The 26,889-nt window shown below is 72.4% G+C and carries 27 protein-coding genes and 1 tRNA gene; 16 read left to right on the top strand and 12 right to left on the bottom strand.

The features are described from left to right. Nucleotides 1–96: 96 nt before the first annotated feature. Together ACNF49_RS01445 and ACNF49_RS01440 are read right to left on the bottom strand one after the other, a co-directional pair. On the bottom strand, nucleotides 97–663 hold the full coding sequence (locus ACNF49_RS01445; protein WP_482942560.1) for a hypothetical protein: 567 nt from the start codon (nucleotides 661–663) through the stop codon (nucleotides 97–99). An 863-nt stretch (nucleotides 664–1,526) separates the two neighbouring features. Further along, the gene (locus tag ACNF49_RS01440) at nucleotides 1,527–1,967 is read right to left on the bottom strand and encodes a hypothetical protein (protein ID WP_482942559.1); all 441 of its coding nucleotides are present in this window, start codon (nucleotides 1,965–1,967) and stop codon (nucleotides 1,527–1,529) included. 232 nt (nucleotides 1,968–2,199) lie between these two features. On the opposite strand from ACNF49_RS01440, the gene ACNF49_RS01435 reads away from it, so the two are divergent. The 8 genes from ACNF49_RS01435 to ACNF49_RS01400 all read left to right on the top strand — a co-directional run bounded on the left by ACNF49_RS01435 (nucleotide 2,200) and on the right by ACNF49_RS01400 (nucleotide 7,825). Beyond that, nucleotides 2,200–2,520: a hypothetical protein gene (locus ACNF49_RS01435; protein ID WP_357966825.1), complete on the top strand. Its 321-nt coding sequence runs from the start codon at nucleotides 2,200–2,202 to the stop codon at nucleotides 2,518–2,520. 918 nt (nucleotides 2,521–3,438) lie between these two features. Continuing rightward, nucleotides 3,439–3,512 (top strand) — tRNA-Met (locus tag ACNF49_RS01430). A gap of 71 nt (nucleotides 3,513–3,583) precedes the next feature. Then, on the top strand, nucleotides 3,584–3,748 hold the full coding sequence (gene rpmG / locus ACNF49_RS01425) for a 50S ribosomal protein L33 (protein WP_019632658.1): 165 nt from the start codon (nucleotides 3,584–3,586) through the stop codon (nucleotides 3,746–3,748). A 198-nt stretch (nucleotides 3,749–3,946) separates the two neighbouring features. After that, nucleotides 3,947–4,396, top strand: coding sequence for a MaoC family dehydratase N-terminal domain-containing protein (locus ACNF49_RS01420; protein ID WP_357966827.1), 450 nt, complete (start codon nucleotides 3,947–3,949; stop codon nucleotides 4,394–4,396). A 1-nt stretch (nucleotide 4,397) separates the two neighbouring features. Next, on the top strand, nucleotides 4,398–4,826 hold the full coding sequence (locus ACNF49_RS01415; RefSeq protein ID WP_357966830.1) for a MaoC family dehydratase: 429 nt from the start codon (nucleotides 4,398–4,400) through the stop codon (nucleotides 4,824–4,826). Between the two features lie 150 nt (nucleotides 4,827–4,976). Further along, nucleotides 4,977–5,831 carry a hypothetical protein gene (locus tag ACNF49_RS01410; RefSeq protein WP_357966832.1) on the top strand — a complete coding sequence of 285 codons (855 nt, stop codon included), beginning with the start codon at nucleotides 4,977–4,979 and terminating at the stop codon, nucleotides 5,829–5,831. Nucleotides 5,832–5,956: 125 nt separating this feature from the next. Further along, nucleotides 5,957–7,021: a UDP-N-acetylmuramate dehydrogenase gene (locus tag ACNF49_RS01405; protein WP_357966835.1), complete on the top strand. Its 1,065-nt coding sequence runs from the start codon at nucleotides 5,957–5,959 to the stop codon at nucleotides 7,019–7,021. Nucleotides 7,022–7,258: 237 nt separating this feature from the next. Then, the gene (locus ACNF49_RS01400) at nucleotides 7,259–7,825 is read left to right on the top strand and encodes a TMEM165/GDT1 family protein (protein WP_357966838.1); all 567 of its coding nucleotides are present in this window, start codon (nucleotides 7,259–7,261) and stop codon (nucleotides 7,823–7,825) included. On the opposite strand, the gene ACNF49_RS01395 is transcribed toward ACNF49_RS01400, so the two are convergent. Both ACNF49_RS01395 and deoC read right to left on the bottom strand, forming a co-directional pair. Next, nucleotides 7,822–8,514 carry a hypothetical protein gene (locus tag ACNF49_RS01395; RefSeq protein WP_357966841.1) on the bottom strand — a complete coding sequence of 231 codons (693 nt, stop codon included), beginning with the start codon at nucleotides 8,512–8,514 and terminating at the stop codon, nucleotides 7,822–7,824. The genes ACNF49_RS01400 and ACNF49_RS01395 overlap by 4 nt on opposite strands. A 2-nt stretch (nucleotides 8,515–8,516) precedes the next feature. Continuing rightward, on the bottom strand, nucleotides 8,517–9,446 hold the full coding sequence (gene deoC / locus ACNF49_RS01390) for a deoxyribose-phosphate aldolase (protein WP_357966844.1): 930 nt from the start codon (nucleotides 9,444–9,446) through the stop codon (nucleotides 8,517–8,519). 209 nt (nucleotides 9,447–9,655) lie between these two features. Between deoC and ACNF49_RS01385 the strand changes: the two genes are divergently transcribed. The 4 genes from ACNF49_RS01385 to ACNF49_RS01370 all read left to right on the top strand — a co-directional run bounded on the left by ACNF49_RS01385 (nucleotide 9,656) and on the right by ACNF49_RS01370 (nucleotide 15,291). After that, nucleotides 9,656–9,802, top strand: a complete 147-nt coding sequence (locus ACNF49_RS01385; RefSeq protein ID WP_357966847.1) for a hypothetical protein — start codon at nucleotides 9,656–9,658, stop codon at nucleotides 9,800–9,802. A 105-nt stretch (nucleotides 9,803–9,907) separates the two neighbouring features. Then, complete coding sequence (locus tag ACNF49_RS01380) at nucleotides 9,908–12,763, top strand: helix-turn-helix transcriptional regulator (protein ID WP_357966850.1); 2,856 nt, start codon at nucleotides 9,908–9,910, stop codon at nucleotides 12,761–12,763. An 84-nt stretch (nucleotides 12,764–12,847) separates the two neighbouring features. Beyond that, entirely contained in the window at nucleotides 12,848–14,266 is a 1,419-nt protein-coding gene (locus ACNF49_RS01375; RefSeq protein WP_357966852.1) for an aldehyde dehydrogenase family protein, read from the top strand. Nucleotides 14,267–14,445: 179 nt separating this feature from the next. After that, entirely contained in the window at nucleotides 14,446–15,291 is an 846-nt protein-coding gene (locus ACNF49_RS01370; RefSeq protein WP_357966855.1) for an aldehyde dehydrogenase family protein, read from the top strand. 14 nt (nucleotides 15,292–15,305) lie between these two features. Here the strand turns inward: ACNF49_RS01370 and ACNF49_RS01365 are convergent, their stop codons facing one another. Genes ACNF49_RS01365 through ACNF49_RS01355 form a run of 3 tightly spaced genes read right to left on the bottom strand, consistent with a single transcriptional unit; the run spans nucleotide 15,306 to nucleotide 17,758 of the window. After that, entirely contained in the window at nucleotides 15,306–16,745 is a 1,440-nt protein-coding gene (locus ACNF49_RS01365; protein WP_482942558.1) for an amidase, read from the bottom strand. A 19-nt stretch (nucleotides 16,746–16,764) separates the two neighbouring features. After that, complete coding sequence (locus ACNF49_RS01360) at nucleotides 16,765–16,938, bottom strand: type II toxin-antitoxin system antitoxin (protein WP_357706347.1); 174 nt, start codon at nucleotides 16,936–16,938, stop codon at nucleotides 16,765–16,767. Then, complete coding sequence (locus ACNF49_RS01355) at nucleotides 16,931–17,758, bottom strand: SPFH domain-containing protein (protein ID WP_357966860.1); 828 nt, start codon at nucleotides 17,756–17,758, stop codon at nucleotides 16,931–16,933. The genes ACNF49_RS01360 and ACNF49_RS01355 overlap by 8 nt, the downstream gene beginning before the upstream one ends. 57 nt (nucleotides 17,759–17,815) lie before the next feature. Between ACNF49_RS01355 and ACNF49_RS01350 the strand changes: the two genes are divergently transcribed. Then, complete coding sequence (locus ACNF49_RS01350; RefSeq protein WP_482942557.1) at nucleotides 17,816–18,994, top strand: threonine synthase; 1,179 nt, start codon at nucleotides 17,816–17,818, stop codon at nucleotides 18,992–18,994. 14 nt (nucleotides 18,995–19,008) lie between these two features. On the opposite strand, the gene ACNF49_RS01345 is transcribed toward ACNF49_RS01350, so the two are convergent. The 3 genes from ACNF49_RS01345 to ACNF49_RS01335 are packed head-to-tail and all read right to left on the bottom strand — an operon-like array spanning nucleotide 19,009 to nucleotide 22,386. Further along, nucleotides 19,009–19,698, bottom strand: coding sequence for a hypothetical protein (locus ACNF49_RS01345; protein ID WP_357966864.1), 690 nt, complete (start codon nucleotides 19,696–19,698; stop codon nucleotides 19,009–19,011). Then, nucleotides 19,695–22,082 carry an ATP-dependent helicase HrpB gene (gene hrpB / locus ACNF49_RS01340; protein WP_482942556.1) on the bottom strand — a complete coding sequence of 796 codons (2,388 nt, stop codon included), beginning with the start codon at nucleotides 22,080–22,082 and terminating at the stop codon, nucleotides 19,695–19,697. Before hrpB ends, ACNF49_RS01345 begins: the two co-directional genes overlap by 4 nt. Further along, on the bottom strand, nucleotides 22,069–22,386 hold the full coding sequence (locus tag ACNF49_RS01335) for an ArsR/SmtB family transcription factor (protein WP_357966869.1): 318 nt from the start codon (nucleotides 22,384–22,386) through the stop codon (nucleotides 22,069–22,071). Before ACNF49_RS01335 ends, hrpB begins: the two co-directional genes overlap by 14 nt. 89 nt (nucleotides 22,387–22,475) lie before the next feature. Here ACNF49_RS01335 and ACNF49_RS01330 point away from each other — a divergent pair, with 89 nt between their 5' ends. Continuing rightward, nucleotides 22,476–23,627 (top strand): MFS transporter, encoded by a 1,152-nt coding sequence (locus ACNF49_RS01330; protein WP_498701798.1) that lies wholly within the window; start codon nucleotides 22,476–22,478, stop codon nucleotides 23,625–23,627. Here ACNF49_RS01330 and ACNF49_RS01325 read toward each other — a convergent pair. Beyond that, entirely contained in the window at nucleotides 23,576–24,190 is a 615-nt protein-coding gene (locus ACNF49_RS01325) for a TetR/AcrR family transcriptional regulator (RefSeq protein WP_357966875.1), read from the bottom strand. The genes ACNF49_RS01330 and ACNF49_RS01325 overlap by 52 nt on opposite strands. Nucleotides 24,191–24,261: 71 nt before the next feature. On the opposite strand from ACNF49_RS01325, the gene ACNF49_RS01320 reads away from it, so the two are divergent. Beyond that, nucleotides 24,262–25,227 carry a hypothetical protein gene (locus tag ACNF49_RS01320; protein ID WP_482942554.1) on the top strand — a complete coding sequence of 322 codons (966 nt, stop codon included), beginning with the start codon at nucleotides 24,262–24,264 and terminating at the stop codon, nucleotides 25,225–25,227. Nucleotides 25,228–25,307: 80 nt separating this feature from the next. Further along, nucleotides 25,308–25,994, top strand: a complete 687-nt coding sequence (locus ACNF49_RS01315; RefSeq protein WP_357966879.1) for a hypothetical protein — start codon at nucleotides 25,308–25,310, stop codon at nucleotides 25,992–25,994. Here the strand turns inward: ACNF49_RS01315 and ACNF49_RS01310 are convergent. Then, the gene (locus ACNF49_RS01310) at nucleotides 25,991–26,815 is read right to left on the bottom strand and encodes an undecaprenyl-diphosphate phosphatase (protein WP_357966881.1); all 825 of its coding nucleotides are present in this window, start codon (nucleotides 26,813–26,815) and stop codon (nucleotides 25,991–25,993) included. The two genes, ACNF49_RS01315 and ACNF49_RS01310, sit on opposite strands and share 4 nt — an antisense overlap. Nucleotides 26,816–26,889 lie beyond the last annotated feature (74 nt).

Genomic DNA, 26,889 nt, shown 5'->3' with positions numbered 1-26,889 from the left:
GCTCCGGACGCGGGGAAGCGTCCGGAGCTTTCGCGTGCCCGGCGGTCTGTCGCCACGCGGCGCTGCGCGGTTTCGCGTGCTGGGCGGTTTCCGGCGCTACGCGGTCTCGTCCAGGGGTGGGTAGGCGAAGTGGCGGGTGTCGGCGAAGGTCTGCGGGCCGGTGAGCCGGTAGCCGTGGGCGGCCTCGCTGGTGGTGTGGTACGGCCCCACGTCCACGGTGTCGGCGATCGACCAGACGCCCTTCACCTGCTGCTTGACGACGTAGAGGAACTCGTTGAAGTCGAGGGAGGAGGAGACGAAGCTGTTGACCACGTTCAGCGATCGGCGTCCTGAGGTCAGCGCCAGCGGCAGGTCCACGGACTGGTCCCGCCAGCGGTAGGTGTTCTCGACGGGCAGGGGGTGCCACACGCCGGCGGGGGCGCCGTTCACGGTGATGGCGGCCTGCTGCATGGAGATGCCGGCGTCCAGGCGGCGGATCAGGCGTACGCCGGTGTTGGCGGGGTTCACGGTCACCGTGAACCGGCTGGACCCTCCGGGGCCGAACGCGCGCCCGTCGTCCGAGACCGGCCGGCCGAGCGCGAAGGGCTCCGCATGGCGCGGCGCCACCCACAACCCGACCACCACCCCGACCCCGACCGCCCCCGCCACCACCAAAGCCCCCACCCCAACCCCCCGCCTCCCACCAGCCGACCCCACCACCCCACCCGCCGGTACGGCCACTGCGCCCGCCGGAGCCGCCACCCCGCCCGCCGGAGCGCCTGGCGTCCCGCCGACCGGGGAAGCGTCGGCGGGAAGACCATCGACCAGGGAAGCGGCACCGGCGGGGAGCCCGTTGGCGGCGGGAACACCGCTTACGGGCAGGGCGGCCCCAGGCTCACCCGCAGGCGGCCCGTCACCAGGACTCCCCTCACCGGGAAGCCTGTCGGCGGGAAGCGCGCCGCCGGAGGGAGCGCCCGTCGGGGAAGCGCCGAAGGCAACGCCCCCGCCGGACAGGCCGTCGGAACCCCCGTCTCCTGCAATTCCATCGACGGGAATTCTGCTCACCCAAAGGCCGCCCCCAGGAGTTGCACCTACCGGAGGCCCCTCGCCCGGCCGATCCCCGCCCAGCAACCCCTCGCCCGGCAGGCCCCGAGATGACGGCCCCCCGCCCGGCAGACCCCCGCCCGGCAGATCGCCAACCGGAAGTGCGCTGCCCGGAAGCGCGCCGGTTGGGAGACCGTCGGCCGGAAGTGCGTCGGCCGGGGGACCTCCGGCCGGGGAACCGCTGGCCAGGGGGCCTTCGACGGGGAGAACGCCGCCGGTGGGAGGGGCGACCGGCGGGGCCGCCGGGGCAGATGCCGGAGGTGCCTCGCTTCTCGCCATCTGAGCGCCTGTCGAATGCTCTGCCCCTTCGTGAGGCCCAGCGAATCCCGGAAGCGTGGCGCCTTGGCCAGGGCCTCCAAGCGGTACAGCCCCTTGGCCAAGGCCTCCGAGAGGTGTCGTGCCGGGCTCGGTGGGGGTGTCGGCGGGCACGGCGCCCGGCTGGCTCAGCCCCGCGGGAGGCACGGCGCCCGGCTGAGCCAGCCCCCGAGGGGGCCGGCGTGCGGATGGACGGAGGCGACGTCGGGGAGCCCGAAATCCTCGAAGGGAGCCAGCGCCGTCCGGGTGAGCTGGAAGCCGGACGGCGGCATGCGATTGATCCGTACGCGCTCCCAGGCCCGTTCCCACTCCGGCACCCGATGCTCAGGCACCCCGCAAGCCCGCAGGAACGTCACCATCACCGCCTTCTTCGGAAACCGCCGTCCGGCCAGCATGTCCGCGCAGGTCGCCCGGGGAAGCCGGGGCCCGCCCGCTCTGTCCGCCCGCGCCTGGAGCTCCCGCAACGACACGTCCGCCCGCGCGAACTGCTCGGCGAGAAGCCTCACCAGACCCTCGTGACAGCTCACCGACTCCACGCCGGGTTCCGCGCCTTCCTGGTCCTCGCCCATCGCCCCTCTCCCCGACCGGCCGTCATCTGTCCGACAGTGTACGAACGATGACCGTACGTGTCCGGGGGGATTTCAGGGACGTCCGAGTCAGGCTCGCGTGTGGACGACTCCGGACGAGTCTGTCCGCCCTGCTGTTGGACACCGGCGCCCGGTCGCTTTCCTGGCATTCGAGCGCAGACCAGCGCCGAAACCCTGAGCAGCACAAGCAGAACGAGCAGAAGAGGAAGACGACATGAACAGGAAACTGGCACTCGCCGCTGGTGTCGCCGCCGTCCTTTCCGGGCTTGTCATCCCGTCCGCCCCCGCCTCGGCCGGCAGCCTCCAGTGCAACAGCGGCCGCGCCCCGGAGGACGGCTACGTCGGCCGGGCCGACTGCCACAACCCGACCGGCCAGACCTGGGTGTACCGCGCCGTGATCACCTGCGGCTGGAGCCCGGACGTCGTCGGCCCGTGGATCACGCTCGGTCCCGGCGCCTCGGGCAGGTCCGAGGGCAAATGCGCAAGCTGGGGCAGCGGCGTCGGCGCCGTCGGCGTCGACGAACGCCAGGCATGAGAACCCCACCCGGCCCCCGCCCGGTCCGGCCCGGCCAGCCCCGACGCAGCCCGGCCCCATGCCGGGCCGGGCTGATGGGCCTGGATGAAGTGTCGGGTCCGAGGCGCGGGGCCGGTGGGGGCGGCTCGTCGTAGAGGAGCCGGGGCGCGGTCGGGGTGGGCGGCACCTCGCCGGACACCCGTGCGGCACGCGCCCCCTTGCGCCGTCGCACGGGTGTCCACCGCGCTCCCTTTTCGCCCCTGGGGCTGCCCACCTGGGGCTGCCCATCCAGGGCCGTCCCGCCCCAAGGGGCTGCTGCCCACCCAGGGACCCTCACCTCAGCGCTGGACGCCCGCCCGGGGAGTGACCATCCAGGGCTGACCATTTAGGGCCGCCCGCTTGGGGTCTCCCACGAAGAACTGACACTCAGGGCCGTCCACTCCAGGGCTGCCCGCTCTGCCCACTTCGCCACTGCGCTGGCTTTGACTGCGCGACACCCTCGGGTGAGCGCAGGCGTCCGCTGCGGGCCCCCTCTGCCGCTGCGTCGGCGTCCGCCGCGGACACCCCTCCGTCACCCCGCGCGGATCCGTCCGCCGCGGGGACGCGCGCCGCCGGCGTTCGCCGGGGGCACGCCCGTTCACCGTACGGACGGGCGTCGTCGGCGGCCGCCGGGGGCCCTTCTGGTCACCGCGTGGACGGGCGTCGCCGTGGTGTGTTTGTTGCTGCGCGCCTGGTCCGGACGTTCGCGTCGGCAAAGGGTGGCTGCTAGTGTGGCGATGGCCTCCGCGGGTGATTCCCCAGGCGAGACCCAGGTGGCATGATCGGATTTCGGTTGTCGGAGGTTCCTGGGGCATACTGGTAGCACCCCACCCGATCAGGTGAGTTACTAATGTGCTCCCAGCTTCGGGTATCCTCTACGGGCCGGGAGTTTCCGGCCAAGGCGGAGTAGCTCAGTCAGGCAGAGCAAACGGCTCATAATCGTTGTGTCGCCGGTTCAAGTCCGGCCTCCGCTACTACCCAATCCCAGGTCGGTCGGCCTGGGTACGGGTGTGTCCATGTCCCGAACGTAGAAAGGCACTCCCAAGTGGCTGCCACCGACGTTAGGCCGAAGATCACGCTGGCCTGCCAGGAGTGCAAGCACCGCAACTACATCACGCGGAAGAACCGGCGCAACGACCCGGATCGGCTTGAGCTGAAGAAGTACTGCCCGAACTGCCGCTGCCACCGCGCGCACCGCGAAACCCGCTAGCGGTACTTCTGCCTCCATATCGCACAACCGGCGTCCCGGACGGGGCGCCGGTTTGTCGTGTTCTCACTGCTTTGAGGGGCTTTCCTAGGCGCTGAGCCGGGCCCCGGCAAAAAGCACGCCATGAGCGGCGACAGCCGAACCTTGTTCTGTTACCGTCTGCCTCAGCAGCGCTCGTTGAAGACATACGAGGGAGCACTGATGGCCTTGAACCGTGACTTCGTGGGCAGGACCTATCCATCCGCCGCCCCGTACGAGGTCAGCCGGGTGAAGATCAAGGAGTTCGCGGCGGCGATCGGCGACAACAACCCGGTCTACCGCGACAGGGAGGCCGCCAGGGCCGCCGGATACCCCGACGTGATCGCGCCGCCCACGTTCCCCATCGTGTTCAGCCTGCAGGCGGGCGGCGAGGCGCTGGTAGACCCCGAGCTGGGCCTGAACCTCGCGATGGTGGTCCACGGCGAGCAGCGGTTCGAGTACGCCAGGCCCGTCTGCGCGGGCGACGAACTGGTCACCACGGCGACGATCACCGACATCAGGAGCGCTGGACGCAACGAGCTGCTGACGATCAGGAGCGACGTGACGACGGTCGCCGGAGAGCCGGTCTGCACGACCTACAACACGATCGTCGAGCGCGGAGGGGCGGGCTGAGATGGCGGCCACGGTGAGGTACGACGAGGTCGAGGTCGGCCAGGAGCTCCCGGCCGTGGGCTACAACGTCCGGCGGCTGAACCTGGTCATGTACGCCGGCGCCTCCGGCGACTTCAACCAGATCCACTGGAACGAGCGCTTCGCCCGGACCGTCGGGCTGCCCGACGTGATCGCGCACGGCATGTTCACGATGGCGCAGGCGGGCCGGTTCGTCACGGACTGGGCGGGCGATCCGGGCGCCGTGCTGGACTTCGGCGTGCGGTTCTCGTCGATGGTGATCGTGCCCGACGACGACCAGGGTGCGACGATCTCGGTGAGCGGAGTCGTCGAGGAGAAGTTGCAGGACAAGCGGGTGGTCGTCGGGCTGACGGCCAAGGCGGGCGACGCGAAGGTCCTGTCGAAGGCGCGTGCGGTGGTACAGCTCTCCTGATCCGGTGATATGTCGGGCGGGTCGCGGGTAGCCCGTGTTGTTATGAGTGAAGTTGCGCGACAGGTCTGGCCCACCGTCCGTTCCATCCCCGTGTCGTCCGTGACCGATGCCAAGCCTCCCGCTCACCTGCGTCCCACGTCCCCTGAACAGGTGGGAGGCAGCAGCGGCACCGGACGGGACACCACGGGCGGTTCGGCCACCGGCGTCGGCACGGGCCGCGCCCGGCCCAGGGGCGCGGGCGCGCACGGGAACCCCGCCGCCGCGCTGGGCTTCTCCGGCGACCCCGGCCAGCACGGCGACCCCGACGACACGATGCTGCACGCCCAGCGCGTCTGGGACGGCACCCTCGCCACGAACCGCATGGACGACCTGGGCGTCAACACCGAGCGCCAGCGCGTCGAGACCAAGGACGTGACGGTCTCCGCCGGGCTGCTGGTGGACGGCCGGCCCGGGGACGTGCTGGAGTGCGTCCAGTCGGTGATCGACCACACGCGCGCCCGGATTCTGGCCCTCGACCTGGGGAACGTCGACGGCGCGGGAGACGTCCTGGACGAGCTGGCCGAACGGCACCCGGAGCGGATCGTGGTGTGGCACGTCGCCGAGACCTCGCGGGCGGCCGGGGGCACGGCGGGGTGGGGTGAGGGCCGTACCAAGTTGTTGCGGCTGGACGAGTCCGAGGTGCACGTGCTGGTCGAGACCTCGCTCGCGCTGACGGGGGACGCCTTGACGCCGCTGGTGGCGGCCATCGTGGAAGGGGCGGTGGCGGCGGGGTGGCAGGCGGCCGAGGCGGAGGAGCCCGGCAGGGTGGGGGCGTTGCGCTGCGACCTGATGGCGGTGCGCAGGGCGGCGGCGCTGGGCGCCTTCCCCGAGGGCGCCGAACGCGGCGAAGAGGCCGACCTGGAGTTCTCGCATGCGCTGGAGGGCGGGCTGGTGGTGCCCGAGGGCCCGCTCCCGGTCCGCCGGCTCAACTCCACCCACCACCACGACCAGCCCCTCCACAGCTGACCCCCCACCATCGCCCCGCCCCTGACCCGGGAAGCCGATCGGAAGCGTCGCCGCAGGCGCGGCCGAGGCGGTGCGGGGTTGGGGAGGGTGTTGTGGGGGCTGGGGGGCTCATAAGCTTGGTGGCCATGGAGATGCTCGCGCCGCACACCACCCTGGGCCTGGGCGGCCCCGCCCGCGACTTCGCCGAGGCAGTTACGGCGGAGCAGCTCGTGTCCCTCGTCGCCGAGGCCGACATGAACGGCGTACCGACCCTGGTGCTCGGCGGCGGCAGCAACGTGGTGATCGGTGACGAAGGCTTCGACGGCCTGGTCGTCAAGGTGGCCACCGAGGGCGTGACGGTCTCCAGGGACGGCGAGCAGGTGCTGCTCACGGTCGAGGCCGGCCAGGACTGGGATTCGCTGGTCGAGCGGGCCGTGGCCGAGGGGTGGTCCGGCATCGAGTGCATGTCCGGCATCCCGGGCCTGGTGGGCTCGACGCCGATCCAGAACGTCGGCGCGTACGGCCAGGAGGTGGCGCAGACCATCAGGTGCGTACGGGCCTACGACCGGCTTACCCGGCAGGTGATCGACCTGGAGGCGCGCCAGTGCGGGTTCTCCTACCGTGACAGCGCGTTCAAGCGGGACCTGTCGCGGCACGTGGTGCTCGCCGTGACGTACGCACTGGATGTGTCGGACTTGTCCGGCCCGGTGGCCTACCAGGAGCTGGCCGGGCGGCTCGGGGTGGAGCTCGGCGGCCGCGTGCCCCTCGGGCCGGCCCGTGAGGCCGTTCTGGGGCTGCGGCGGGGCAAGGGCATGGTCTTCGATCCGGCGGCCGACCCCGACAGCCGCAGCGCGGGCTCGTTCTTCACCAACCCGATCCTGACCGCGGAGGAGGCCGCCGAGCTGGCCGGACGCGCTCCCGGCCACCCCAGCTGGGACATGCCCGACGGCCGCGTCAAGGTGCCGGCCGCCTGGCTGATCGAGCAGGCGGGCTTCCCCAAGGGCTACGAGCGCGGCCCCGTGCGCATCTCGACCAAGCACACGCTGGCCCTCACCAACCCCGCGGGCGCCGCCTCCACGGCCGACCTGCTGGGGCTGGCCGTGGAGGTGCGCGACGGGGTGCGGGAGAAGTTCGGCGTGACACTGGTCAACGAGCCGGTGCTGGTCGGCTGCACACTGACGGCCGAGCCGGTGTCCGAGCAGGGGGCCTGACCGGCGGAATGACGGCTTCACGTGGGCTGTTATGGTGTGTTGGTAATTCCGAAGGGGAGTAGTCCCAATCGTGTGATCGACATACTGGCGCGTGATCGCGCCCGGTCACACGGGCCTTGACGGGCGGACGAGACCTTCGGCCTGGCAGTCATGGACAAAGACGCTGCCGGGCCGAAAGTCGTGCCCGAAGATCCCCCGGGTGCCTGCTTCCGGTCTGGTCGCGGGAAAGAGGACCGGTTGGAAGCGTTCTGGATCAGTCTCGCGGTCATTTTCGTGGCCGAGCTCGGTGACAAGAGCCAGCTCATGGCGATGACGTTCGCCACCCGTTTCAAGCCCTGGCCCGTGCTCGCGGGCATCACCATCGCCACCACCGTCGTGCACCTGCTGAGCGTGGCCGTGGGCGGGCTGGTCGGCAAGGCGCTGCCGACGACGGCCATCTCGATCGTGGCCGGCATCGCCTTCCTCGGGTTCGCCCTGTGGACGTTGCGGGGCGACGAGCTGACCAAGGAGGAGGAGGACAAGGCCCGGCGTACGACCAGGAACGTCCTGGTCGCGGTGACCGTGGCGTTCTTCCTGAGCGAGCTGGGCGACAAGACGATGCTCGCCACGATCACCCTGGCCACGCAGCACGGCTGGGTCGGCACGTGGATCGGCTCGACCGTGGGCATGGTCGCCGCCGACGCCCTGGCCATCCTGGTGGGCCGCCTGCTCGGCAAGCACCTCCCCGAGAAGGTCATCCGGTACGGCGCCGCCGCCGCGTTCGCGGTGTTCGGCATCGTGCTGCTGGTCGAGGCGCTGCTCTAGAAGCGCGGCAGCCGTTCGTGGACGTCGGCGAGCAGGCCGAGCACCGGCTCGCGGCTCTCCCGGGCGAAGGCGGCCTCCACCGCCCGGGCCGCGGGCCCGTCGCCGAGCCAGGCGAGGACCTGGGCGTGGGCGGGGGCGTCGCGATCCCAGAAGGCGTTGGTCAGCCGCCGCCCGGACAGGCCGTCGGTGACGAAGTCGTGCAGGTGGGCGATCGCCGCCTCGCTTCCCAGCCCGGCCCAGGCGTCGAGGAAGGGCGTCAGGTCGACGCCGGTGGCGGCGACGGCGCACAACACCGTGCCGGCCGGCGGGCGGGACGGATGGCGGCGCAGCGTGCCGAGCCACCACTCGTGCAGGAACGCGGTGACGGCCGCGCGTTCGCCGGCCGGCCAGCCGTGCCAGCCCGCGAGGGCGAGCTTGCCGAGGACGATCTCCGGGTCGGGGTAGGGGAACGCGTCGGCCGCCGCGCATTCGAGCAGGCGCGGCAGGAAGTAACGGAAGGCGGGGACGTCCCCCCACGTGGTGAGCGCCTTGGCGGCGTAACGGGCCAGCGAGCCGGCCTCGATCGCGGAGACCGGGCCGGACAGCAGGCACGCCTGCTCGCCCGGCTCGACGCAGTGGGGGCAGCCGGGCACGCTCGCGGGCCTGGCGACGGCTCCGAACACCTCGTAGAGCCGCCCGAGGGCCGTCACCCTCAGTCGAGGGTGAAGTAGTCGGGACCCGCGTAACGGCCGGTGGCGAGCTTCTGGCGCTGCATGAGCAGGTCGTTGAGCAGCGAGGACGCGCCCAGCCTGAACCAGTCGGGGGAGAGCCAGTCGTCGCCCGCCGTCTCGTTGACCAGCACCAGGTTCTTGATGGCGTCTTTGGTCGTGCGGATGCCGCCGGCCGGCTTCACGCCCACCTGGCGGCCGGTGGTGTCGCGGAAGTCGCGCACCGCCTCCAGCATGATCAGGGTCACTGGCAGCGTGGCCGCCGGGGACACCTTGCCGGTGGAGGTCTTGATGAAGTCGGCGCCCGCGATCATGGCCAGCCAGGACGCCCGGCGCACGTTGTCGTAGGTCGCCAGCTCGCCCGTCTCCAGGATCACCTTCAGGTGCGCGGCGCCGCAGGCGGCCTTGATCGCGACGATCTCGTCGTACACCTTCACGTAGTCGCCGGACAGGAACGCGCCGCGGTCGATCACCATGTCGATCTCGTCGGCGCCCGCGGCCACGGCCAGCGCCGTGTCGCTCACCTTGACCTCCAGCGAGGAGCGCCCGCTGGGGAACGCGGTGGCGACCGAGGCCACCTTGACCCCCGACCCGGCCACCGCCCGGACGGCCACCTCCACCATGTCGGGATAGACGCAGACCGCGGCCACCTTGGGGGCGCCGCCGCCCGGGTGCACGGCCTTGGTGCACATGGCCCGCACCTTGCCCGCCGTGTCGGCGCCTTCGAGCGTCGTCAGGTCGACCATGGAGATGGCCAGGTCGATGGCCTGGGCCTTGGCCGTGGTCTTGATGGAACGGGTGCCGAGCATGGCCGCCCGCTGGTCGGCGCCCACCCGGTCGACTCCGGGAAGGCCGTGCAGGAAGGCGCGCAGCGTCGCGTGGGACGAGGCGACGTCCGCGAGCGAGGTAGTCACAGTTGACACCCTCACAGCATCGCCGACCAGGGCCACTACCTCCAAACCGGACGGACGGGAACGCCGCCTAAGGCGGGACGGGCCCTGTCCTAGGTATGTCCGGCCCCGCGTACGCCCGCAGATAGGTCATCCACCTGATGTGGCGGGCCGGGCCTTAGGCCGAACATTGAAGATGTCAGGGAAAAGCAGCAAATGTTCAGGAGAACACGATGAACCCCGAACTCGAGTACGAGCTCATGAAGTCCCACGCCAGCGAGCTCCGGAAGGCCGCCGCCGAGCACCGTCGCGTACGCGAGGCCATGAAGGGCAACAAGGCCGAGCGTCGCTCGGTCTTCGGCAAGCGCCGTTCGTCATGACCGCCCCAAGAGAGCCCGGCCGCGTGATCAGTAGTGGCGGCCGGGCCTCTCAACCCCCCTAAACCCCGTCGAAACTGATTGATAGGGCATGGCATGCTGAACGACATGCTGGGACGTTCGGTGAGTCCCGTCTTCGTCGGGCGGGCGGAGGAGCTCGCCGCTCTCGCAGAGAGCTTCGACGAGGCACGTAAGGGCACGGTGACGGCCGTGCTCATGGGCGGGGAGGCTGGGGTCGGCAAGAGCCGGCTCGTGCAGCGCTTCGCCGAGTCCTGCGTGGCCGACGGCGCGCAGGTGCTGGTCGGCGGCTGTGTGGAGCTGTCGGCCGAGGGCCTTGCCTACGCGCCCTTCACCGCCGCGCTCAGGCAGCTCGTCAGGGAGCAGGGCCCCGCCGCGGTGGCCGCGCTGCTGCCCGAGGGAGCCCAGCGAGACCTGGCCAGGCTGCTGCCGGAGTTCGGCGAGCCCAGCGGCGACGGGGAGACGGAGACGGGCCGCGCCCGGCTCTTCGAGCAGTTCCTCACCCTTCTCGAACGCCTCGCGGACACCCGCCCCACGGTCCTCATCATCGAGGACATCCACTGGGCCGACCGCTCCAGCCGCGACCTGATCGCCTTCCTCAGCCGTAACCTGCACGCCCCGCAGGTGCTCATCGTCATGACCTACCGCTCCGACGACCTGCACCGGCAACATCCGCTCCGCCCCGTGCTGGCCGAGCTCGGCCGGGTGAACGGCGTCCACCGTCTCGACCTGCCCCGCCTGTCGCGCGACGAGGTGGCCGCCCAGATGGCCGGCATCCTCGGCGCCGCGCCGGAATATGTGAAGGTTCAGAAAGTCTACGAACGCAGCGAGGGCATCCCGCTGTTCGTGGAGGCGCTGCTCGACGGCGGCGAGGACTGCACGTTCCCCGAGTCCATGCAGGACCTCATACTCAGCGCCGTCGAACGGCTGCCCGAGGACACCCAGCGCGTCCTGCGCATGGCCGCGGCCGGCGGCAACCGGGTCGGTCACGCGCTGCTGGCGGCCGTCAGCGGGCTGTCCGAGATCGAGCTGGAGGCGGCTCTGCGCCCCGCAATCGCCGGGAACGTGCTGCAGATCGCCGACAACCGCGCCTACGTCTTCCGGCACGCGCTGATCCAGGAGGCCGTGCACGAGGAGCTGCTGCCGGGCGAGCACCAGCGCCTGCACTCCCGGTACGCCGAGGAGATCTCCAAGGACCGCTCGCTCGTCCCGCCCGGCCGCGCCGCCGTCGAGCTGGCCCACCACTGGTACGGCGCCCGCAACGACCTCTGGGCCTTGGTGTCGGCCTGGGAGGCCGCGCAGAAGTCGTTCAAGGCGTACGCCTACACCGAGGCCGTGCCGCTGCTGGAACGCGTGCTCATGCTCTGGGACCGGGTCCCCGACGCCGCCCGGCGCATCGGCGTCGACCACACCGCCGTGCTCGAACGCGCCTCCGAGGCCGCGAACGCCGGCGGCGAGGTGGACAAGGGCGTGAAGTTCGTCAAGGCCGCCCTCGCCGAGCTGGACGAGACCGCTGAGCCGGGCCGGGTGGCCCAGCTCATCGTGCGGCAGGCGTCGTTCAAGGCGTCCAAGGGGCAGATGGGCGTGATCGAGCTGCTCCGGCACGCCCTGCGGCTGGTGCCCGAGCCCGGCCCGGTGCGCGCGGAGGTCGTCATGCCGCTGAGCAGGCAGCTCATGCTCCGCGGCCAGGTCACCGAGGGCGAGGAGCTGATCCACGAGGGCCTCGACCTGGTCAGGCGGTCCGGCGACAAATGCCTCGAAGGCGACCTGCTGATGAACCTGGCGCTCGGCCACTCGCTCAGAGGCGAGCTGGAGCGGGTCATCGCCGTCAACGAGCAGGCGATGACGCTCGGCAAGACCGAGAGCTCGGGCCGCATCATCGTCAGGGCGATCGGCAACAACATCGACTCCCTCATCGACATGGGCCGCGCCGAGGAGGCCCTGCGCCTGTCGGAGGAGGGCTGGGAGTACGCCAAGAAGTACGGCAGGCTGCGCGGCAGCGGGCTGTTCATCCTCAACAACTGGGCCGAGGCGCTGGAGTCGCTCGGCCGCTGGGACGAGGCGCTCGACCTCGTGGACAGCGCGCTCAACTACGGGCCCGTCCTGCGCACCCAGTACGCCCTGCTGCGCGTGCGTGCCGACATCGGGCTGGCCAGGGGCGACCTGCAGCGCGTCGAGGGCATCCTGTCGGAGATCGGCGTGCTCAAGGACCGCCCCGAAGACTTCGTCCAGGACGTGATCAGCAACGCGCGCCTGCACATCGGCTGGCACCTGCTCAAGGGCGAGCCGTGGGCGGCGCTGGCCGTGGCCGAGCGGGCGCTGTCGCATCCGAGGCTGCCGAGCAAGGCCATGCTGGGCTGGCGGCTGCTCTCCCTGCTGCGCACGGTCTGCGACGCGGCGGAGGACCTCGAACCCGGCCGGACCGCCGCGGTACGGGCGCACGCCGCGGAAGTGGCGGCCGAGCTGACGATCAGCGGGCCGGTGGCGGACGCGTACCGGCTGTCCTACAGCGGCGACTTCGACGCCTCTGCGGCGGCGTGGGAGCGGCTGATGCGTCCGCACAACCAGGCCAAGGCCCTGCTGCGGGCGGCCGGCGCCGCGGCCAGGAGCGGTGACAGGGAGGGCGCGGCGACCCGGCTCCGGCAGGCGCGCCCGCTCGCCGCCGCGCTGCGCGCCACCCCGCTCGCCGAGGAGATCGAGGCGCTGTCGCGCCGCGTGGGCGGCGGCCCGCAGGCCCAGGAGACGCCGTCGGAGCTGCTGACGCCGCGCGAGCTGGAGGTGCTGCGCCTGGTGACCCAGGGACGCACCAACCGCGACATCGCCGCCGAACTGTTCATCTCGGCGAAAACCGTCAGTGTGCACGTCTCGAACATCCTGGCCAAGCTGGGTGTCACCACGCGCGGAGAGGCCGCCGCGGCGGCGCACCGCCTGTCACTCCTGTCCTAGGAGCTCCGGGCCCCTCTGAGCACTCGGACCGACCGTCTACGCTGGCAAGGTGATGTCCCTATACCTCACCCTGGCGTGACGGCGATGTTCGACTACGCACCCGCGCCAGAGTCGCGCGACATTGTCGATCTCAAGCCGTCGTACGGGTTGTTCATCAACGGTGAGTTCGTGGACGGCTCCGGCTCCCCCTTCAAGACGGTCAACCCGGCGACGGAGGAGAAGCTGGCGGAAGTCGCCTCGGCCTCCTCCGACGACGTCGACCGGGCCGTGCAGGCGGCGCGCAAGGCGTTCGGCGTGTGGAGCGCCCTGCCGGGCGCCGAGCGGGCCAAGTACCTGTTCCGCATCGCGCGCCTGATCCAGGAGCGGGCCCGCGAGCTGGCCGTCCTGGAGTCCCTCGACAACGGCAAGCCCATCCGCGAGTCGCGCGACGTCGACCTGCCGCTGGTCGCGGCCCACTTCTTCTACTACGCGGGCTGGGCCGACAAGCTGGCCTACGCCGGGTTCGGCAGCAAGCCGCTCGGCGTGGCCGGTCAGGTCATCCCGTGGAACTTCCCGCTGCTCATGCTGGCCTGGAAGATCGCTCCCGCGCTGGCCTGCGGCAACACGGTGGTGCTCAAGCCCGCCGAGACGACCCCGCTGACCGCCCTGCTGTTCGCGGAGATCTGTCAGCAGGCCGAGCTGCCGCCCGGCGTGGTCAACATCGTGACCGGCGCGGGCCAGACCGGCGCCGCCCTGGTGGCCCACCCCGACGTGAACAAGGTGGCCTTCACCGGCTCGACCGAGGTCGGCCGGATCATCGCCCGCACGGTCGCGGGCACCGACAAGAAGCTCACGCTGGAGCTCGGCGGCAAGGCCGCGAACATCGTGTTCGAGGACGCCGCCGTCGACCAGGCGGTCGAGGGCATCGTCAACGGCATCTTCTTCAACCAGGGCCACGTCTGCTGCGCGGGCTCCCGGCTGCTGGTGCAGGAGTCCGTGCACGACGAGCTGCTGGAGTCGCTGAAGCGGCGGCTCGGCACGCTGCGGCTCGGCGACCCGCTCGACAAGAACACCGACATCGGCGCGATCAACTCGGCCGAGCAGCTCGCCAAGATCCGAGAGCTGTCCGAGGCCGGGGCCGACGAGGGCGCCGAGCGTTGGTCGCCCGCGTGCGAGCTGCCCGACCGGGGCTACTGGTTCCCGCCCACCCTGTTCACCGGGGTCGCCCAGTCCCATCGGATCGCCCGGGAGGAGATCTTCGGGCCGGTGCTGTCCGTGCTGACCTTCCGCACCCCGGCCGAGGCCGTGGAGAAGGCCAACAACACCCCGTACGGGCTGTCGGCCGGGGTCTGGACCGAGAAGGGCTCGCGCATCCTGTGGATGGCCGACCGGCTGCGGGCCGGGGTCGTCTGGGCCAACACGTTCAACAAGTTCGACCCCACCTCGCCGTTCGGCGGCTACAAGGAGTCGGGGTACGGACGTGAGGGCGGGCTCGCGGGGCTGGAGGCCTACCTTGACGTGTGATCATCGCCGTGCCGGGCGGTCCGGGCGGCGTGCCCAGGCCACCCGCGGGCACGCCTTCGCCCGCGCCGGCCGGCCCGTACGCGTCGGCTGGTACGCCCACCGCTGCGGCGTCAGCAGGTGCGGCCAGGTGTTCGCCCCGGTTCAGACGTCGCAGGAGTCCACGTGGAGAGGTCGGGGCGATGAGTAGGTTGTCCGTCAGAAAGACCTACAAGCTGTACATCGGCGGGGCCTTCCCGCGCTCGGAGAGTGGGAGGTCCTATCCCGTGACCTCGCCCAAGGGCGACTTCCTCGCCAACGCCTCGCGCGCCTCGCGCAAGGACGCGCGCGACGCCGTGGTGGCCGCGCGTAAGGCGTTTCCCGGCTGGTCCGGCGCGACCCCCTACAACCGGGGGCAGATCCTCTACCGCGTCGCCGAGATGCTGGAGGGGCGACGCGGGCAGTTCGCCGAGGAGCTGGGCCTGGGCAAGAAGGCCGCCCTGGAGTCGGTGGACGCGGCGGTCGACCGGCTGGTCTGGTACGCGGGCTGGTCCGACAAGATCACGGCGGTGCGCGGGTCGGCGAACCCGGTGGCCGGGCCGTACTTCAACCTGTCCTCGCCGGAGCCGACCGGGGTCGTGGCCGTGGTCGCGCCCGCCGATCCGCTGCTCGGGCTGGTGTCCGTGGTCGCGCCGGTGATCGTCACCGGCAACACGTGCGTCGTGGTCGCCTCCGAGCCCGCGCCGCTCGCCTCGATCACGCTGGCCGAGGTGCTGGCCACGTCCGACCTGCCGGGCGGGGTGGTCAACATCCTGACCGGTCACCAGGCCGAGCTGGCGCCCTGGCTGGCCGCGCACATGGACGTCAACGCGCTCGACCTCACCGGGGTCGAGGACGCCGACCTGGCGCTGCGCTGCGAGCAGGAGGCGGCCGAGAACCTCAAGCGCGTGCTGCGTCCCGTGCGCGAGGACTGGACGGCCGATCCGGGGCTCGGGCGGATGACGCGGTTCCTGGAGACCAAGACCGTCTGGCACCCGGCCGGCGTCTAGGAAATGCCGAGCGTCTAGGAGAAGCCCGGCGGGCGCAGCGGCGGGTGGGCCGCCTGGAGCTGGGCGGCCAGGGCCAGCAGGTGCGGCTCGCCGCCCGGCGGCGCCACGAGCTGCACGCCGATCGGCAGCGCGCTGGAGTGCGTGGCGACCGGCACGGCCATCGCGGGCCAGCCGCACAGGTTCCACGGGCCGGTGGTGGGCGCGTACCTGACGTTGGCCAGCAGGTTGGGCAGGAAGCCGCGCCCGCCCCAGCGGTCGGCGCGCGGCGGCAGGGCGGCGAGCGCCGGCGTGATCATCACGTCGGCGTCGCCGAACCAGGTGTCGGCGCCGTAGCCGCTCCAGCGCTCGCGGCCGCGCCTGCCGTCCAGGCCGATCCTGCTGAGCACGCGGCCGGCGCGGGCGAGCGCGCGGGTACGCCGTTCCAGCGCGTGCGGATCGAGGCCGTCGGCGGCGGCGGCGGCCCGGCCGAGCCAGGTGGCCACCCCGGCGGGGCCGAGCCAGGCGGGCAGGCGGTGCGGGTGCTCGACCACGGTGTGCCCGGCGTGCCGCAACGTCTCGGCCGCCGCTCGCACCGCCGCCTGGAACTCCCGGTCGACGGGCAGGCCCGCCGGCAGCGGCTGAGGGGCGTAGGCCACCCGCAGGTCGAACGGCTCCGGGCTGTCCTGCGGCGGTTGCGGCTCCCACACCTCGTCGTCGTCGGCCCAGACCGAACGCAGCATGCGCGGCTTCGGCTCGACCCGGTGGCCGGTACGCCACGCCTCGGCCAGCGCCGGGTCGGCGGCCAGGACGGACAGCGCGAGCGACAGGTCGGCCGCGGTCGTGGCGAGCGGGCCGTTCTCGGTGAGCCCGTCCCAGTCGTCGGCGGGCGGCGGGACCAGGCCAGTTCCCGGCTTGACGGCCAGCACGCCGCAGCAGGCGCCCGGGATGCGCAGCGACCCCATGCCGTCGTTGCCGAGCGCGATCGGCACCATCCCGGCCGCCACCGCCGCCGCGCTGCCCGAGGAGGAGCCGCCGGCGGTGCGGGCGAGGTTCCAGGGGTTGCGCACGACGCCGTACGGGCTGTCGCCGAAGCCGACCAGCCCCAGCTCCGGCAGGTTGGTCAGGCCGACCACCACCGCGCCCGCCGCGCGCAGGCGGGCCACGGCCGGATGGTCCTCCCGGGCGGGCGCGCCGGACGTGGCCGCCGAGCCGCCACGGGTGGGCTCGCCGGCCACCTCCAGGTTGTCCTTCACCGCCACCGGGACCCCGGCGAGCGGCAGGTCGGCCAGGTCGCGGCGGTCGCCCACGGCCCGCGCCTCGTCCATCGCCTGCTTCCTGACCAGCCGGAAGGCGCCGACCCGGGAATCCCGCTCGGAGATGCGGTGAAGGTGCTCCTCCAGGACGGTGGTGGCCGTGACGTCGCCGCGCCGGACGGCCGCCGCGATCTCGATGGCGGTCCTGCCTGCCCACAACATGTCTAGAGTGTGCAGGTTTTCACTCTTCCTTGCGAGAGCTCCTGCCGGGCTCCCGCCCGGCCTCCTTCAGCGCCAGCCGCAGCGCGAACTCGATCTGCGCGTTGATGCTGCGCAGATCGTCGGCCGCCCACTTGGCGATGGCGTCGTAGACGGCCGGGTCGAGGCGGAGCAGGAGCTTCTTCCGCTCAGGCATACAGACTGCCGGCGTTCACCACCGGCTGGGTCGCCCGGTCGCCGCACAGGACGACCAGGAGGTTGGAGACCATCTGGGCCTTGCGCTCCTCGTCGAGCTCCACGACCCCCTCGGCGGCCAGCCGGTCGAGCGCGAGCTGGACCATGCCGACCGCGCCCTCGACGATCCTGGTGCGGGCGGCCACCACCTGGCTGGCCTGCTGGCGCACCAGCATGGCCTGGGCGATCTCCGGCGCGTAGGCCAGGTGGGTGATGCGGGCCTCCAGCACCTCGACGCCGGCCAGCTCGGTGCGCTCGCGCAGCTCGGCGGTCAGCTCGCCGGCCACCTCGGCGCCGTCGCGCAGGCTGGTGCGCTCGGGCTCGTGCGAGTCGTACGGGTGGGTGGTCGCGAGGTGGCGCACGGCGGCCTCGGACTGGATCGCGATGTACTCCTCGTAGTCGTCGACGGAGAAGGCGGCCTTGGCCGTGTCGGTGACCTTGTAGACCACCACAGCGGCGATCTCGACCGGGTTGCCGTCGGCGTCGTTGACCTTGAGCTTGGCGGTCTCGAAGTTGCGCACCCGGAGGCTGATGCGGCGCTTGGTGGTGAACGGCGTCACCCACTGCAGCCCCGCCACGTTGACCGTGCCGACGTAGCGGCCGAGGAACTGCACGACCTTCGCCTCATTGGGGTTGACCACGGTGAAGCCGGAGGCTGCGAGCGCGAAGAGCACGATCCAGGCTATGCCGAGCGTCTCGATCGAGACCAGCGCCGCGCCGCCCAGCAGGATGAGGACGAGCAGGACCAGGAATCCGTTGACCCGGAAAGCACGACGTTCCATCGCGACTCCTTGCTATCGAAGTGATATCACCATGATAGCCATATAAACTCCATGCGCGTGAACGGATCTTCACTTGCCATCCGCCAGCGCTCGCTGGGTGACCCTTCGATCGAGTTCCCGCTGTCCCCGCCGCTCACGAGGGGCTGCCCCCGCACCAGCACCGGCGAGATCGCCTATCCGGTCGAGGTCGTCTACGACTACACGCGCGTCGACAAGGGTCTGTTCGACCAGGAGCCGGGGCCGGACATCGCGCGGTGGTCGCCGCTGCTGCCGTCCCTGGAGGCGCCGACGCTGGGCGAGGGCGGGACGCCGCTGCTGGAGTTCGACGGGATCTACGTCAAGGACGAGTCCCAGAACCCGACCTGGTCGCACAAGGACCGGTTGAACCGGGTGGCGGTCAGCGCGGCCCTGGCGGAGGGGGCGGCCGGGGTGGTGGTGGCCTCGTCCGGCAACCACGGCGCCTCGGCCGCCGCGTACGCCGCCCGCGCCGGGCTGCCCGCCATCGTGCTGGCCTCGGCGGACTCGCCGGCCGGCGTGCAGGCGTTCGTGCGGGCGTACGGGGCCAAGGTGTTCTCCGTGCCGGTGGAGGAGCGGTGGCCGCTGCTGCGGGAGGTCGTGGAGCGGCTGGGCTACCATCCGGTCACCAACCAGACCGTGACCCACACCGGCCACCCGTTCGGCCCCGAGGGGTACAAGACGATCGCGTACGAGCTGTTCCGGCAGCTCGGACGGGTCCCCGCGGCGGTCTTCGCACCCACCGGGTACGCCGAGCTGCTGTTCGGGATGTGGAAGGGCTTCACCGAGCTGCGGCTGCTCGGCGCGGCCGGGGACGTGCCGCAAATGTTCTCCTGCGAGCCGGCCGCGGGCGGCCCCAACGCGCGGGCCCTGGCCGAGGGCTCACCCGCGGCGGTCGTCGAGCTGGGGGCCAGCCGGGCGTACGGGATCGCGGGATCGGTCGGCGGCCACCGGGGCGTGCTGGCGGTGCGCGACAGCGGCGGCGAGGCGGTGCTCGTGACGGACGACGAGATGCGCGCCGCCCAGCGGGACCTGGCGCGGCAGGGCATATGGCAGGAGCTGTCGGGGGCGGCGGGCCTGGCGGGCTACCGGAAGCTGCGCCGGGACTTCGACGGGCCGGTGGTGTGCGTGGGCACGTCGAGCGGGTTCAAGGACATGGGGGTGGGCGAGGTGACCCATCCGGTCCGCACCGGTTTGACGGTGGCCGACCTGACGGACTGACCGCGCCCGGTGTGTCAGGGCTTGAGCAGGATGCGGAGAGGGCCGAGGGTGGTGAAGCCGTGGGCGAGGGCGGCCGACGGGTCGCTCTCGTAGCCGACCAGCGGGCGGCCGGGGAACAGCTCGGCCGCCATCGCCACCGTGCCCTCCCAGGCGGCGGACTCGTCGCAGCCGGCGGCGAAGACGTTCGAGACGCCCGTCGCCGTGCCGCTCGCGTTGAGCGCCGCGCCGCAGACCACGTCGGCCCCGATCCGGCCGTACACCAGCCGCACCTGCGGCTCGTCGAGCAGCGCGGGCGGGAACAGGCCGGGCGCGCCGCCGGAGAAGCACGCCTGCGCCCACTCGCCCAGCGCCCTGGGGTCGGCGGCCACCTCCCACACGATCGGGTCGCCGGTGGCCGCCCGGAGGGGACGCCGGGGCGCGCCGGGCGCGGGCCGGGCGATCCACTGGGCGGTGAACAGCACGTCGAAGCCCGGCAGGTCGAGCGTGCCGAAGCTGTCCTTGACCGAGGCGCCCGAGCCCGCGTCGATGTGACCGAGCACGTCGGCAGGCCCGGCGTCGGGGGAGAGCGTGACGGCGTCGGGGTACAGGACGGGCGTCCTGGCCGGGTTGGTCCAGGCGAGCGGCCCGAAGACGCCGGGACGACCGTGCGCCCGGCACATCGTGTCGCACCAGGCGGCGTTGTCGCGGACGGCTTCGTCGATCAAGGTCTGCTCCGGTTGACGCGGCGGGTCGGCGGCGCGGTGAGCGGATCCTCCGGCCATGGGTGCTTAGGGTAGCGGCCCCTCATCTCGGCCCGTACGGACCGGTAGCCCTCGCGCCAGAACGAGGCCAGGTCGGCGGTCACCGCCACCGGACGGCCCGCCGGGGAGAGCAGGTGGACCAGCAGGGGGACGCCGGCGATCCGCGGCGTCTCCTCCCAGCCGAACAGCTCCTGCAGCTTCACCGCCAGCACCGGCTGCTCGCCGGAGTAGTCGATCCTGATCTGCGAGCCGCTGGGCACCTCGACGCGTTCGGGGGCCACGTTCTCCAGGCGTTCGCTCCACGGGATCAGGCGGCGCAGGGCGGCGGCCACGTCGATGCGTTCGACGTCGGCCCGGCGGCGGGCCCTGGACAGCTCCGGCTCCAGCCACTGGTCGGCCAGGGCGATCAGGTCGTCGGTGGCGGGCCACGGGGGGCCGATCGCGCGGTGGGCGAAGGTCAGGCGGTCCTTCAGCTCCTTCGCCTGTCTCGTCCAGGTCAGGAGGTCTTCGGTGCGCAGGCCGTGCAGGATGGCGGGGCGTACGTCGGCGTCCTTGAGCGGCGTGGCGGACAGCTCGATCGCGCCCAGGCGTTCGACCACGCGGGCCGACACGTCGCCGCGCCGCTCGCCCGGCGGCACCCGCCAGGCGACCTCCTCCTCGACCGTCACGGGCAGGGCCAGCCGGGCGATCTCCTCGTCGATCACCACGGCCTGGCGCACGCGGGCCGAGGCCGAGCCCGTGGGCCGGTCGGCGACGGCGATCGCCAGCCACGGCGCGGTGGACAGCCTGGAGCCCTCGGCGAGCTGGGCCTGCGTGCCCGACGCCATGAGATAGCCGCCGCCGCGCCGCCGTGCCACCCGTTCCGGGAACGCCAGCGCCACCGCCATGCCGGCCAGCGCGTCGTCACTCACCTTCCGCACGTCCGGCCCCTGGCCGGAGGCGCGGGCGAGGCGTCTGGTCTCCTGGCGCCAGCGGGCCGCGAAGCCGGTGCCGCCCCTGCGGGCCGTACGCCAGACCTCCGCGAGGTCGTCGCCCGCGTCCCTGGGCAGTTGCTCCGACAGCAGCGCCACCACCTCGGCGGCCCGCGGGCCGAGGTCGAGCAGGGCCCTGGCCAGACGGGGATGCACGCCGGCGAGCGCCATGCGCCGCCCGCGACCGGTCACCCGGCCGGCCTCCAGCGCGCCCAGCGCCTCAAGGGTGCGGACGGCGGCCGCCATCGCGGCGGGCGGCGGCCGGTCGAGGAGGGCGAGGCCGACCGCGTCCGCGTCGCCCCAGCAGGCCGCCTGGAGGGCGAACCCGGTCAGGTCGGCGAGCGCGATCTCCGGCCGCGCGTGGTCGGCCAGGCGTTCGTGCTCGGCCGCCGTCCAGCAGCGGTACACGGCCCCGGGGGCCTCCCGCCCGGCGCGGCCGGCACGCTGGTCGGCGGACGCCTTCGAGACCCTGACCGTGGTGAGCGACCCGAGCCCCCTGGCGTGGTCGGTACGGGGTTCGCGGGCCAGCCCGGAGTCCACCACCACGCGGACGCCCGGCACCGTCAGGCTCGACTCGGCCACCGACGTGGCCAGCACGACCCGGCGGCCGGCCCCGGGCGACAGGACGGCGTCCTGGACGCGGGCCGGCGCCTGGCCGTGCACCTGGAGCACGTCGAGGTCGCCCAGCATCCCCGCGACCCGGGCGATCTCCCCCACGCCGGGCAGGAAGCACAGCACGTCGCCGTCGCGCTCGGCGTACGCCCGCCGGACGACCGAGGCCACGTGCGACAGCAGCGCCGGATCGACGCGCAGGCCGTGGGGCGGCGCGACCGGACGCTCCGGCGGCGCCCACACGGTCTCCACGGGATGGGCCGTCCCCGTGGCGGCCACCACGGGCCCGCCGATCAGCAGGGACCACGGGGCCGCGTCGGCGGTGGCCGAGGTGGCCAGCAGCCGCAGGTCGGGACGGAGCGTCTCGCGCACGTCGAGCAGGAACGCGAGGGCGGTGTCGGCGTCGAGATGGCGTTCGTGGCACTCGTCGAGCACGACCGCGTCGACCCCGGCGAGCTCCTGGTCGCGCTGGAGCCGCTGGAGCAGCACGCCGGTGGTGACGACCTCGACCATGGGGTTCGCCCCGGTGTGCCGCTCGCCGCGGATCGTGTAGCTGACGCCCATGCGCCGGGCCGCCGCGCGTACGGCCAGCCGCCGGGGCTCGGCGACCAGCACCCGCAGCCCGGTTCCGGCCAGTGCCACGGGCACGACCGTGGTCTTGCCCGTGCCGGGCGGCGCGGTGAGCACCGCCGTGCCGTGGCGCTCCAGCGTGGCCAGCAGCTCGGGGAGCGCGTCGTGGATCGGCAGCCGGTCAGGTGGGGGCATGCGAGGCGGACAACACGGAGTCGAGCAGGCCGGGGAAGCGCGCGTCGAGGTCGTCACGGCGCAGGCTGATGTACTTGAGCCGGCCCTCCTGCTTGGAGATGATCACGCCGGCCTCGCGCAGCGAGCGGTAGTGGTGGGAGGCCGTCGACTTGTGGACGCCGAGATGGTCGCCCGCGGCGGTGCACGTCATCTCGCCCAGGGTGGCCAGGCGGACCACGATCTCCAGCCGGACGGGGTCGGCGAGCGCGCGCAGGACCTCGGTGAGCTGGATGTCCTCCTTCGCGGGGTGCGGTAGCAGGCGCATGGTGGAACCCTACCTCCCTCTGATTGTTTGACAACTATCCAACTGTAATGACAATTTGATGCTCGTCCAACTAATCGGCTGGAGGTTCCATGAGTTCCCGGCTCTATCCCCTTGCTGCTGGAAATTTCGCCATCGGTACTGGCATGTTCGTCACCGCCGGGCTGCTCACCCCCATCTCCGCGGACCTTCGGATCTCCACGTCCGCCGCCGGGCAGCTCATGACCGTGTTCGCCCTGGCGTACGCGGTGCTGTCCCCGCTGCTGGCCGCGCTCACCGCCCGCCTGTCGCGCAAGCGGCTGTTGCTGCTGGCGCTGGCCGTGTTCGTCGCGGGCAACGTGCTGACCGCGCTGGCTCCGACGTACCCGCTGGTCATGGCCACGCGGGTGGTGGCCGCGGCCGGCGCGGCGATGTTCACCCCGACCGCCTCGGGCGTGGCCAACGTGCTGACCTCGCCCGACCGGCGCGGGCGGGCGCTGGCGCTGGTGATGGGCGGGCTGAGCGTCTCCTCGGCCGTCGGCGTGCCGCTGGGCACCTGGCTGGGCTCGGTCTCGGGCTGGCGGGCGACGATATGGCTGGTCGTCGGGCTGGGCGTGATCGGCTTCGCCGGGGTGGCGGCGCTCGTGCCCGACGTCAGGGTCGCCGTGTCGGGACGGCTCGGCGAGCGGTTCGCGCCGCTGGCCGACCGGCGGGTGCTGGTGGTGCTGGTCACCCAGCTGCTGATGTTCGGCGCCGGGTTCACCGCCTACACCTACATCGGGTCGCTGTTCGACCTGCCGCTGCCGGCCGTGTTGTGGGCGTGGGGGCTCGGCGGCATCGTGGGCAACCAGCTCGGCGGGCGTCTCACCGACGCCTACGGGCCGCGCAGGATGGTGCTGATCGGCCTGGCCGCCTCCACGGTCTTCCTGGCCCTGATCCCCGTCGCGAACCTGGCCCTGCCGATCGCGCTGGTCTGGGCGTTCCTGTGGGGCGCGCTCGGCTGGCTGATCGCGCCGGCCCAGCAGTTCAGGACGGTGGCCGCGGTGCCGGACAACGTGCCGATCGGGCTCGGCCTGCTGTCGTCCGCCCAGTACGTCGGCCTGTTCGCGGCCGGCATCGCGGGCGGCGTGGCCCTGGACGCGTACGGCAGGGCAGGGGTGGTCGTGCTGGCCACCGGGCTCGGCGTGGCGGCGCTGCTGTTCACCCTGGCGACCTACCCCCGGGCGGCGGCGATCTCGTCGAGCGAGAGCGTGCCCGTCAGGTAACGCTGGACGTTGGGCGCGGTCAGGGCCGCGACCTGGCCGGCGGGCAGCGAGGCCAGCGGGTCGAGCCTGAGCATGTAGCGGATCATGGCCAGGCCGAGCAGCTGGGAGGCCGCCAGCAGCGCGCGGACCTCGGGATGGGCGCCGGGCAGCCGGCGGGCGATCGGGGCGAGCAGCTCCCGGCCCAGCAGCTCCTTCAGCAGCGCGGCCGTCGCCGGGGTGGCGGCGGCCGCGTGCAGCACGGCCGAGAGCCGGGGGCCGTGCCGCGGGTCCTCCCACAACTCCAGGTAGCGGGTCACCAGCCGCTCGCCGATGCCCGACGCGTCGCCGTCGAGGGCGCCGACCATCAGCGCGACCGGCATGCTGGCCTTGATCGCGGCCTCGAACAGGCCGTCCTTGTTGCCGAAGAAGTGCATCACCAGCGCCGGATCGACGCCTGCGGCCCGCGCCACGGCCCTGATCGTGGTGCCGCCGTAGCCGTGGGCGGCGAAGGACTCCATCGCCGCCTCCAGGATCTCCTGCCTGGTCTGCGGGTTTCCCGGTCGTCTTCCGCGTTCCTCGGCCATAGGGCTATTCAACCACGTGGAATTCATCTACCCTCGAATTCAACATCGATGAACTCATCAGGTGGTGAAAAATGCGCAGGATCATTGGCCTCGTGGTCGGGGTCGCGCTGCTGGGGATGTTGTTCGCCGGGTCGTTCCTCGGGGCCTTCCACGCGCCGGAACCGCACGGCGTGCCGGTCGCCGTCGTCGCGCCCGCCGAGCAGGTGCGTCAGCTCCAGAGCGGCATCGACGGGCGGCGGGCGGGGGCGTTCACGCTGAGCCCGTACGGGACGGCCGAAGCCGCGCGGGCCGCGCTGCTGGACCGGGAGGTGGACGCCGTGCTCGTCCCGGGGGAGGGCAGGCTGGTGGTGGCGAGCGCGGGCGGCCGCACCGGCGCGACGGTGATCACCGCGGCTTTCCAGGGGGCCGCGCAGGCACAGGGCCGCACCCTGAAGGTCGAGGACGCCGTCCCGCTGCCGCCCGGTGACGCCGGCGGCATCTCCGGCATGTTCTACGTGCTCAGCGTGCTGCTGCCGGGGATCGCGCTGGCCGTGCTGCTCGCCCGGGTCGCGCCGGGTCTGGGCGCGGCGGCACGGGTCGGCGTCCTGGCCGCGGGCTCGCTGGTGGCGGGCACGGCCGTCGCGTGGCTGGCCGACGTGGTGTTCGGCGCGCTGCCGGGCCGCTTCGGCCCGCTGGTGGCGGTCTCGTCGGGCATCGCGCTGGCGGTCGGCCTGGTGGTCGCCGGGCTGGTCAAGGTCATCGGCACGCCGGGGGTCGGGGTGGCGGCGCTGCTGTTCGTCCCGATCGGGCTCCCGGCGAGCGGCGGACCGCTCGGCGCCCGCTACATCCCCGAGTGGTACGCCGCCGTCGGCCGCGTCCTGCCCGTGGGCCCGGCCGCCGAGGCGGTGCGCAACACGGTGTTCTTCGGCGGGGCCGCCCTGTGGACGCCGGTCGGGGTGCTGGCCCTGTGGGCGCTGCTCGGCCTGGTCCTGCTCGCCCTGCCCGGACGCCGGGCGCAGGCGGCCCCCGCCGCCCCGCGCACGCCGGTGGCGGTCTGATCTTCTCCGCCTCGGAGGTGACCTCCGGTCGCCCCGCAGGCGGACGACGGGTGGCGGCGGCGGCACGTACCGTCGCCGGCATGTTCAGGAACCAGGTGACCTTCCGCCGCGTCGCGGCGGGCACGTTGCTCATCGCGGCCCCGCTCCTGCAGTTCGTGGCCGTCGTCATCGACCCCGGCACGTGGGGCGACTCCCGCGAGGCGGTCAGTTACGGCGACAACCCCGCGCTGGCCCAGGCCGAGTCGGCGCTCTACCACTGGAGCTGGATGTTCATGGGCCTGGCGGCCATCGCCCTGGTGCACCTCACCAGGCGCAAGGCCACCGTGCTGGGCCACATCGCCGGCGCGGCGACGGCCATCGGCTACATCTCGACGTCGGCCCTGCTGATGATCGACCCCGTCGAGTGGTGGCTGGGCCGGCACAACCCGCCGGAGCAGGCGCAGAAGATCCTCGACGAGATGCTGAACCTGCCCGGCGTGATCTTCGGCTTCCAGATGCCGTGGATGTTCTTCGCCGTGCTGGGCCTGCCGCTGCTGGTCGTCGCCGTGTGGCGGGCCGGGTTCGTCGGCTGGTGGGTGCCGCTGCTCGTCTTCGTCGGGTACGTCGTCTCCTTCCCCATCGAGTACGGCCCCGTGACCGTGCTGTTCTGGGCCCTGCCCGTCGCCGGCCTCGGCTGGACCGGCCTGAAGGTCCTGCGCATGGGCGACGAGGCGTGGGCGGCCTACTACCCCTCGCCCGCCCTCGACCGGACGGCCGTGTCGGCCTAGGCCGGGATCCAGCCCAGGGTGACCGCCAGGATGACGAAGAAGCCGAGCAGGATGCGGTAGATCACGAACGCGGTGAACCGGTGGGTGCTGATGTACTTCAGGAACCAGGCCACCGCCGCGTAGCCGACGGCGAACGAGATCAGCGTCGCCAGGATGGTGGGCCCCCACGCGGGGGCCTGCCCCTCGCCGATGTCCTTCAGCTCGAACGCCCCCGAGGCCAGCACGGCGGGGATGGCCAGCAGGAACGAGTATTTGGCGGCGTCCTCGCGGCGGTAGTCGAGCAGCAGGCCCGCCGTGATCGTGCCGCCCGAGCGGGAGACGCCCGGGATGAGGGCCAGCGCCTGCGCGAAGCCGTAGACGATGGCGTGGGTGAAGCTGAGGTGCTTCTCCAGGGTGAGCTTGTTGCGCGCGGTGCGGTCGGCGAACCACAGGATGCAGCCGAAGACGATCAGCGTCGTGCCGACCACGCGCAGGTCGCGGAAGACGGTCTCGATCTGGTCCTTGAACGCCAGGCCGAGCACGCCGATCGGGAGCGTGCCGACGATGACGTACCAGCCCATGCGGGCCGCCCAGTGGCCACGCAGTTCCCGGTCGAACAGCGAGCGGACCCACGTGGAGACGATCTCCCACAGCTCCTTGCGGAAGTAGATGAGCACCGCGGCCTCGGTGCCCAGCTGGATGACCGCCGTGAAGGCCGCCCCCGGGTCCTGCCAGCCGAAGAAGGCGGAGACCACACGGATGTGGGCGCTGGAGGAGATCGGCAGGAACTCCGTGAGCCCCTGGACGAGCCCCAGCACCACCGCTTCGAGCCAGCCGATCACGACTACACCTTCCGGTTACGGGAGTGACCAGGGTGAGGTTAGCGGAAACGGGGGCCGCGCAGTTGCCCGCCCAG

It is taken from the genome of Actinomadura sp. ATCC 39365, from assembly GCF_054392275.1.
The sequence above is the reverse complement of the archived record's forward strand: the minus strand, read 5'-3'. Positions and strand labels throughout refer to the sequence as shown.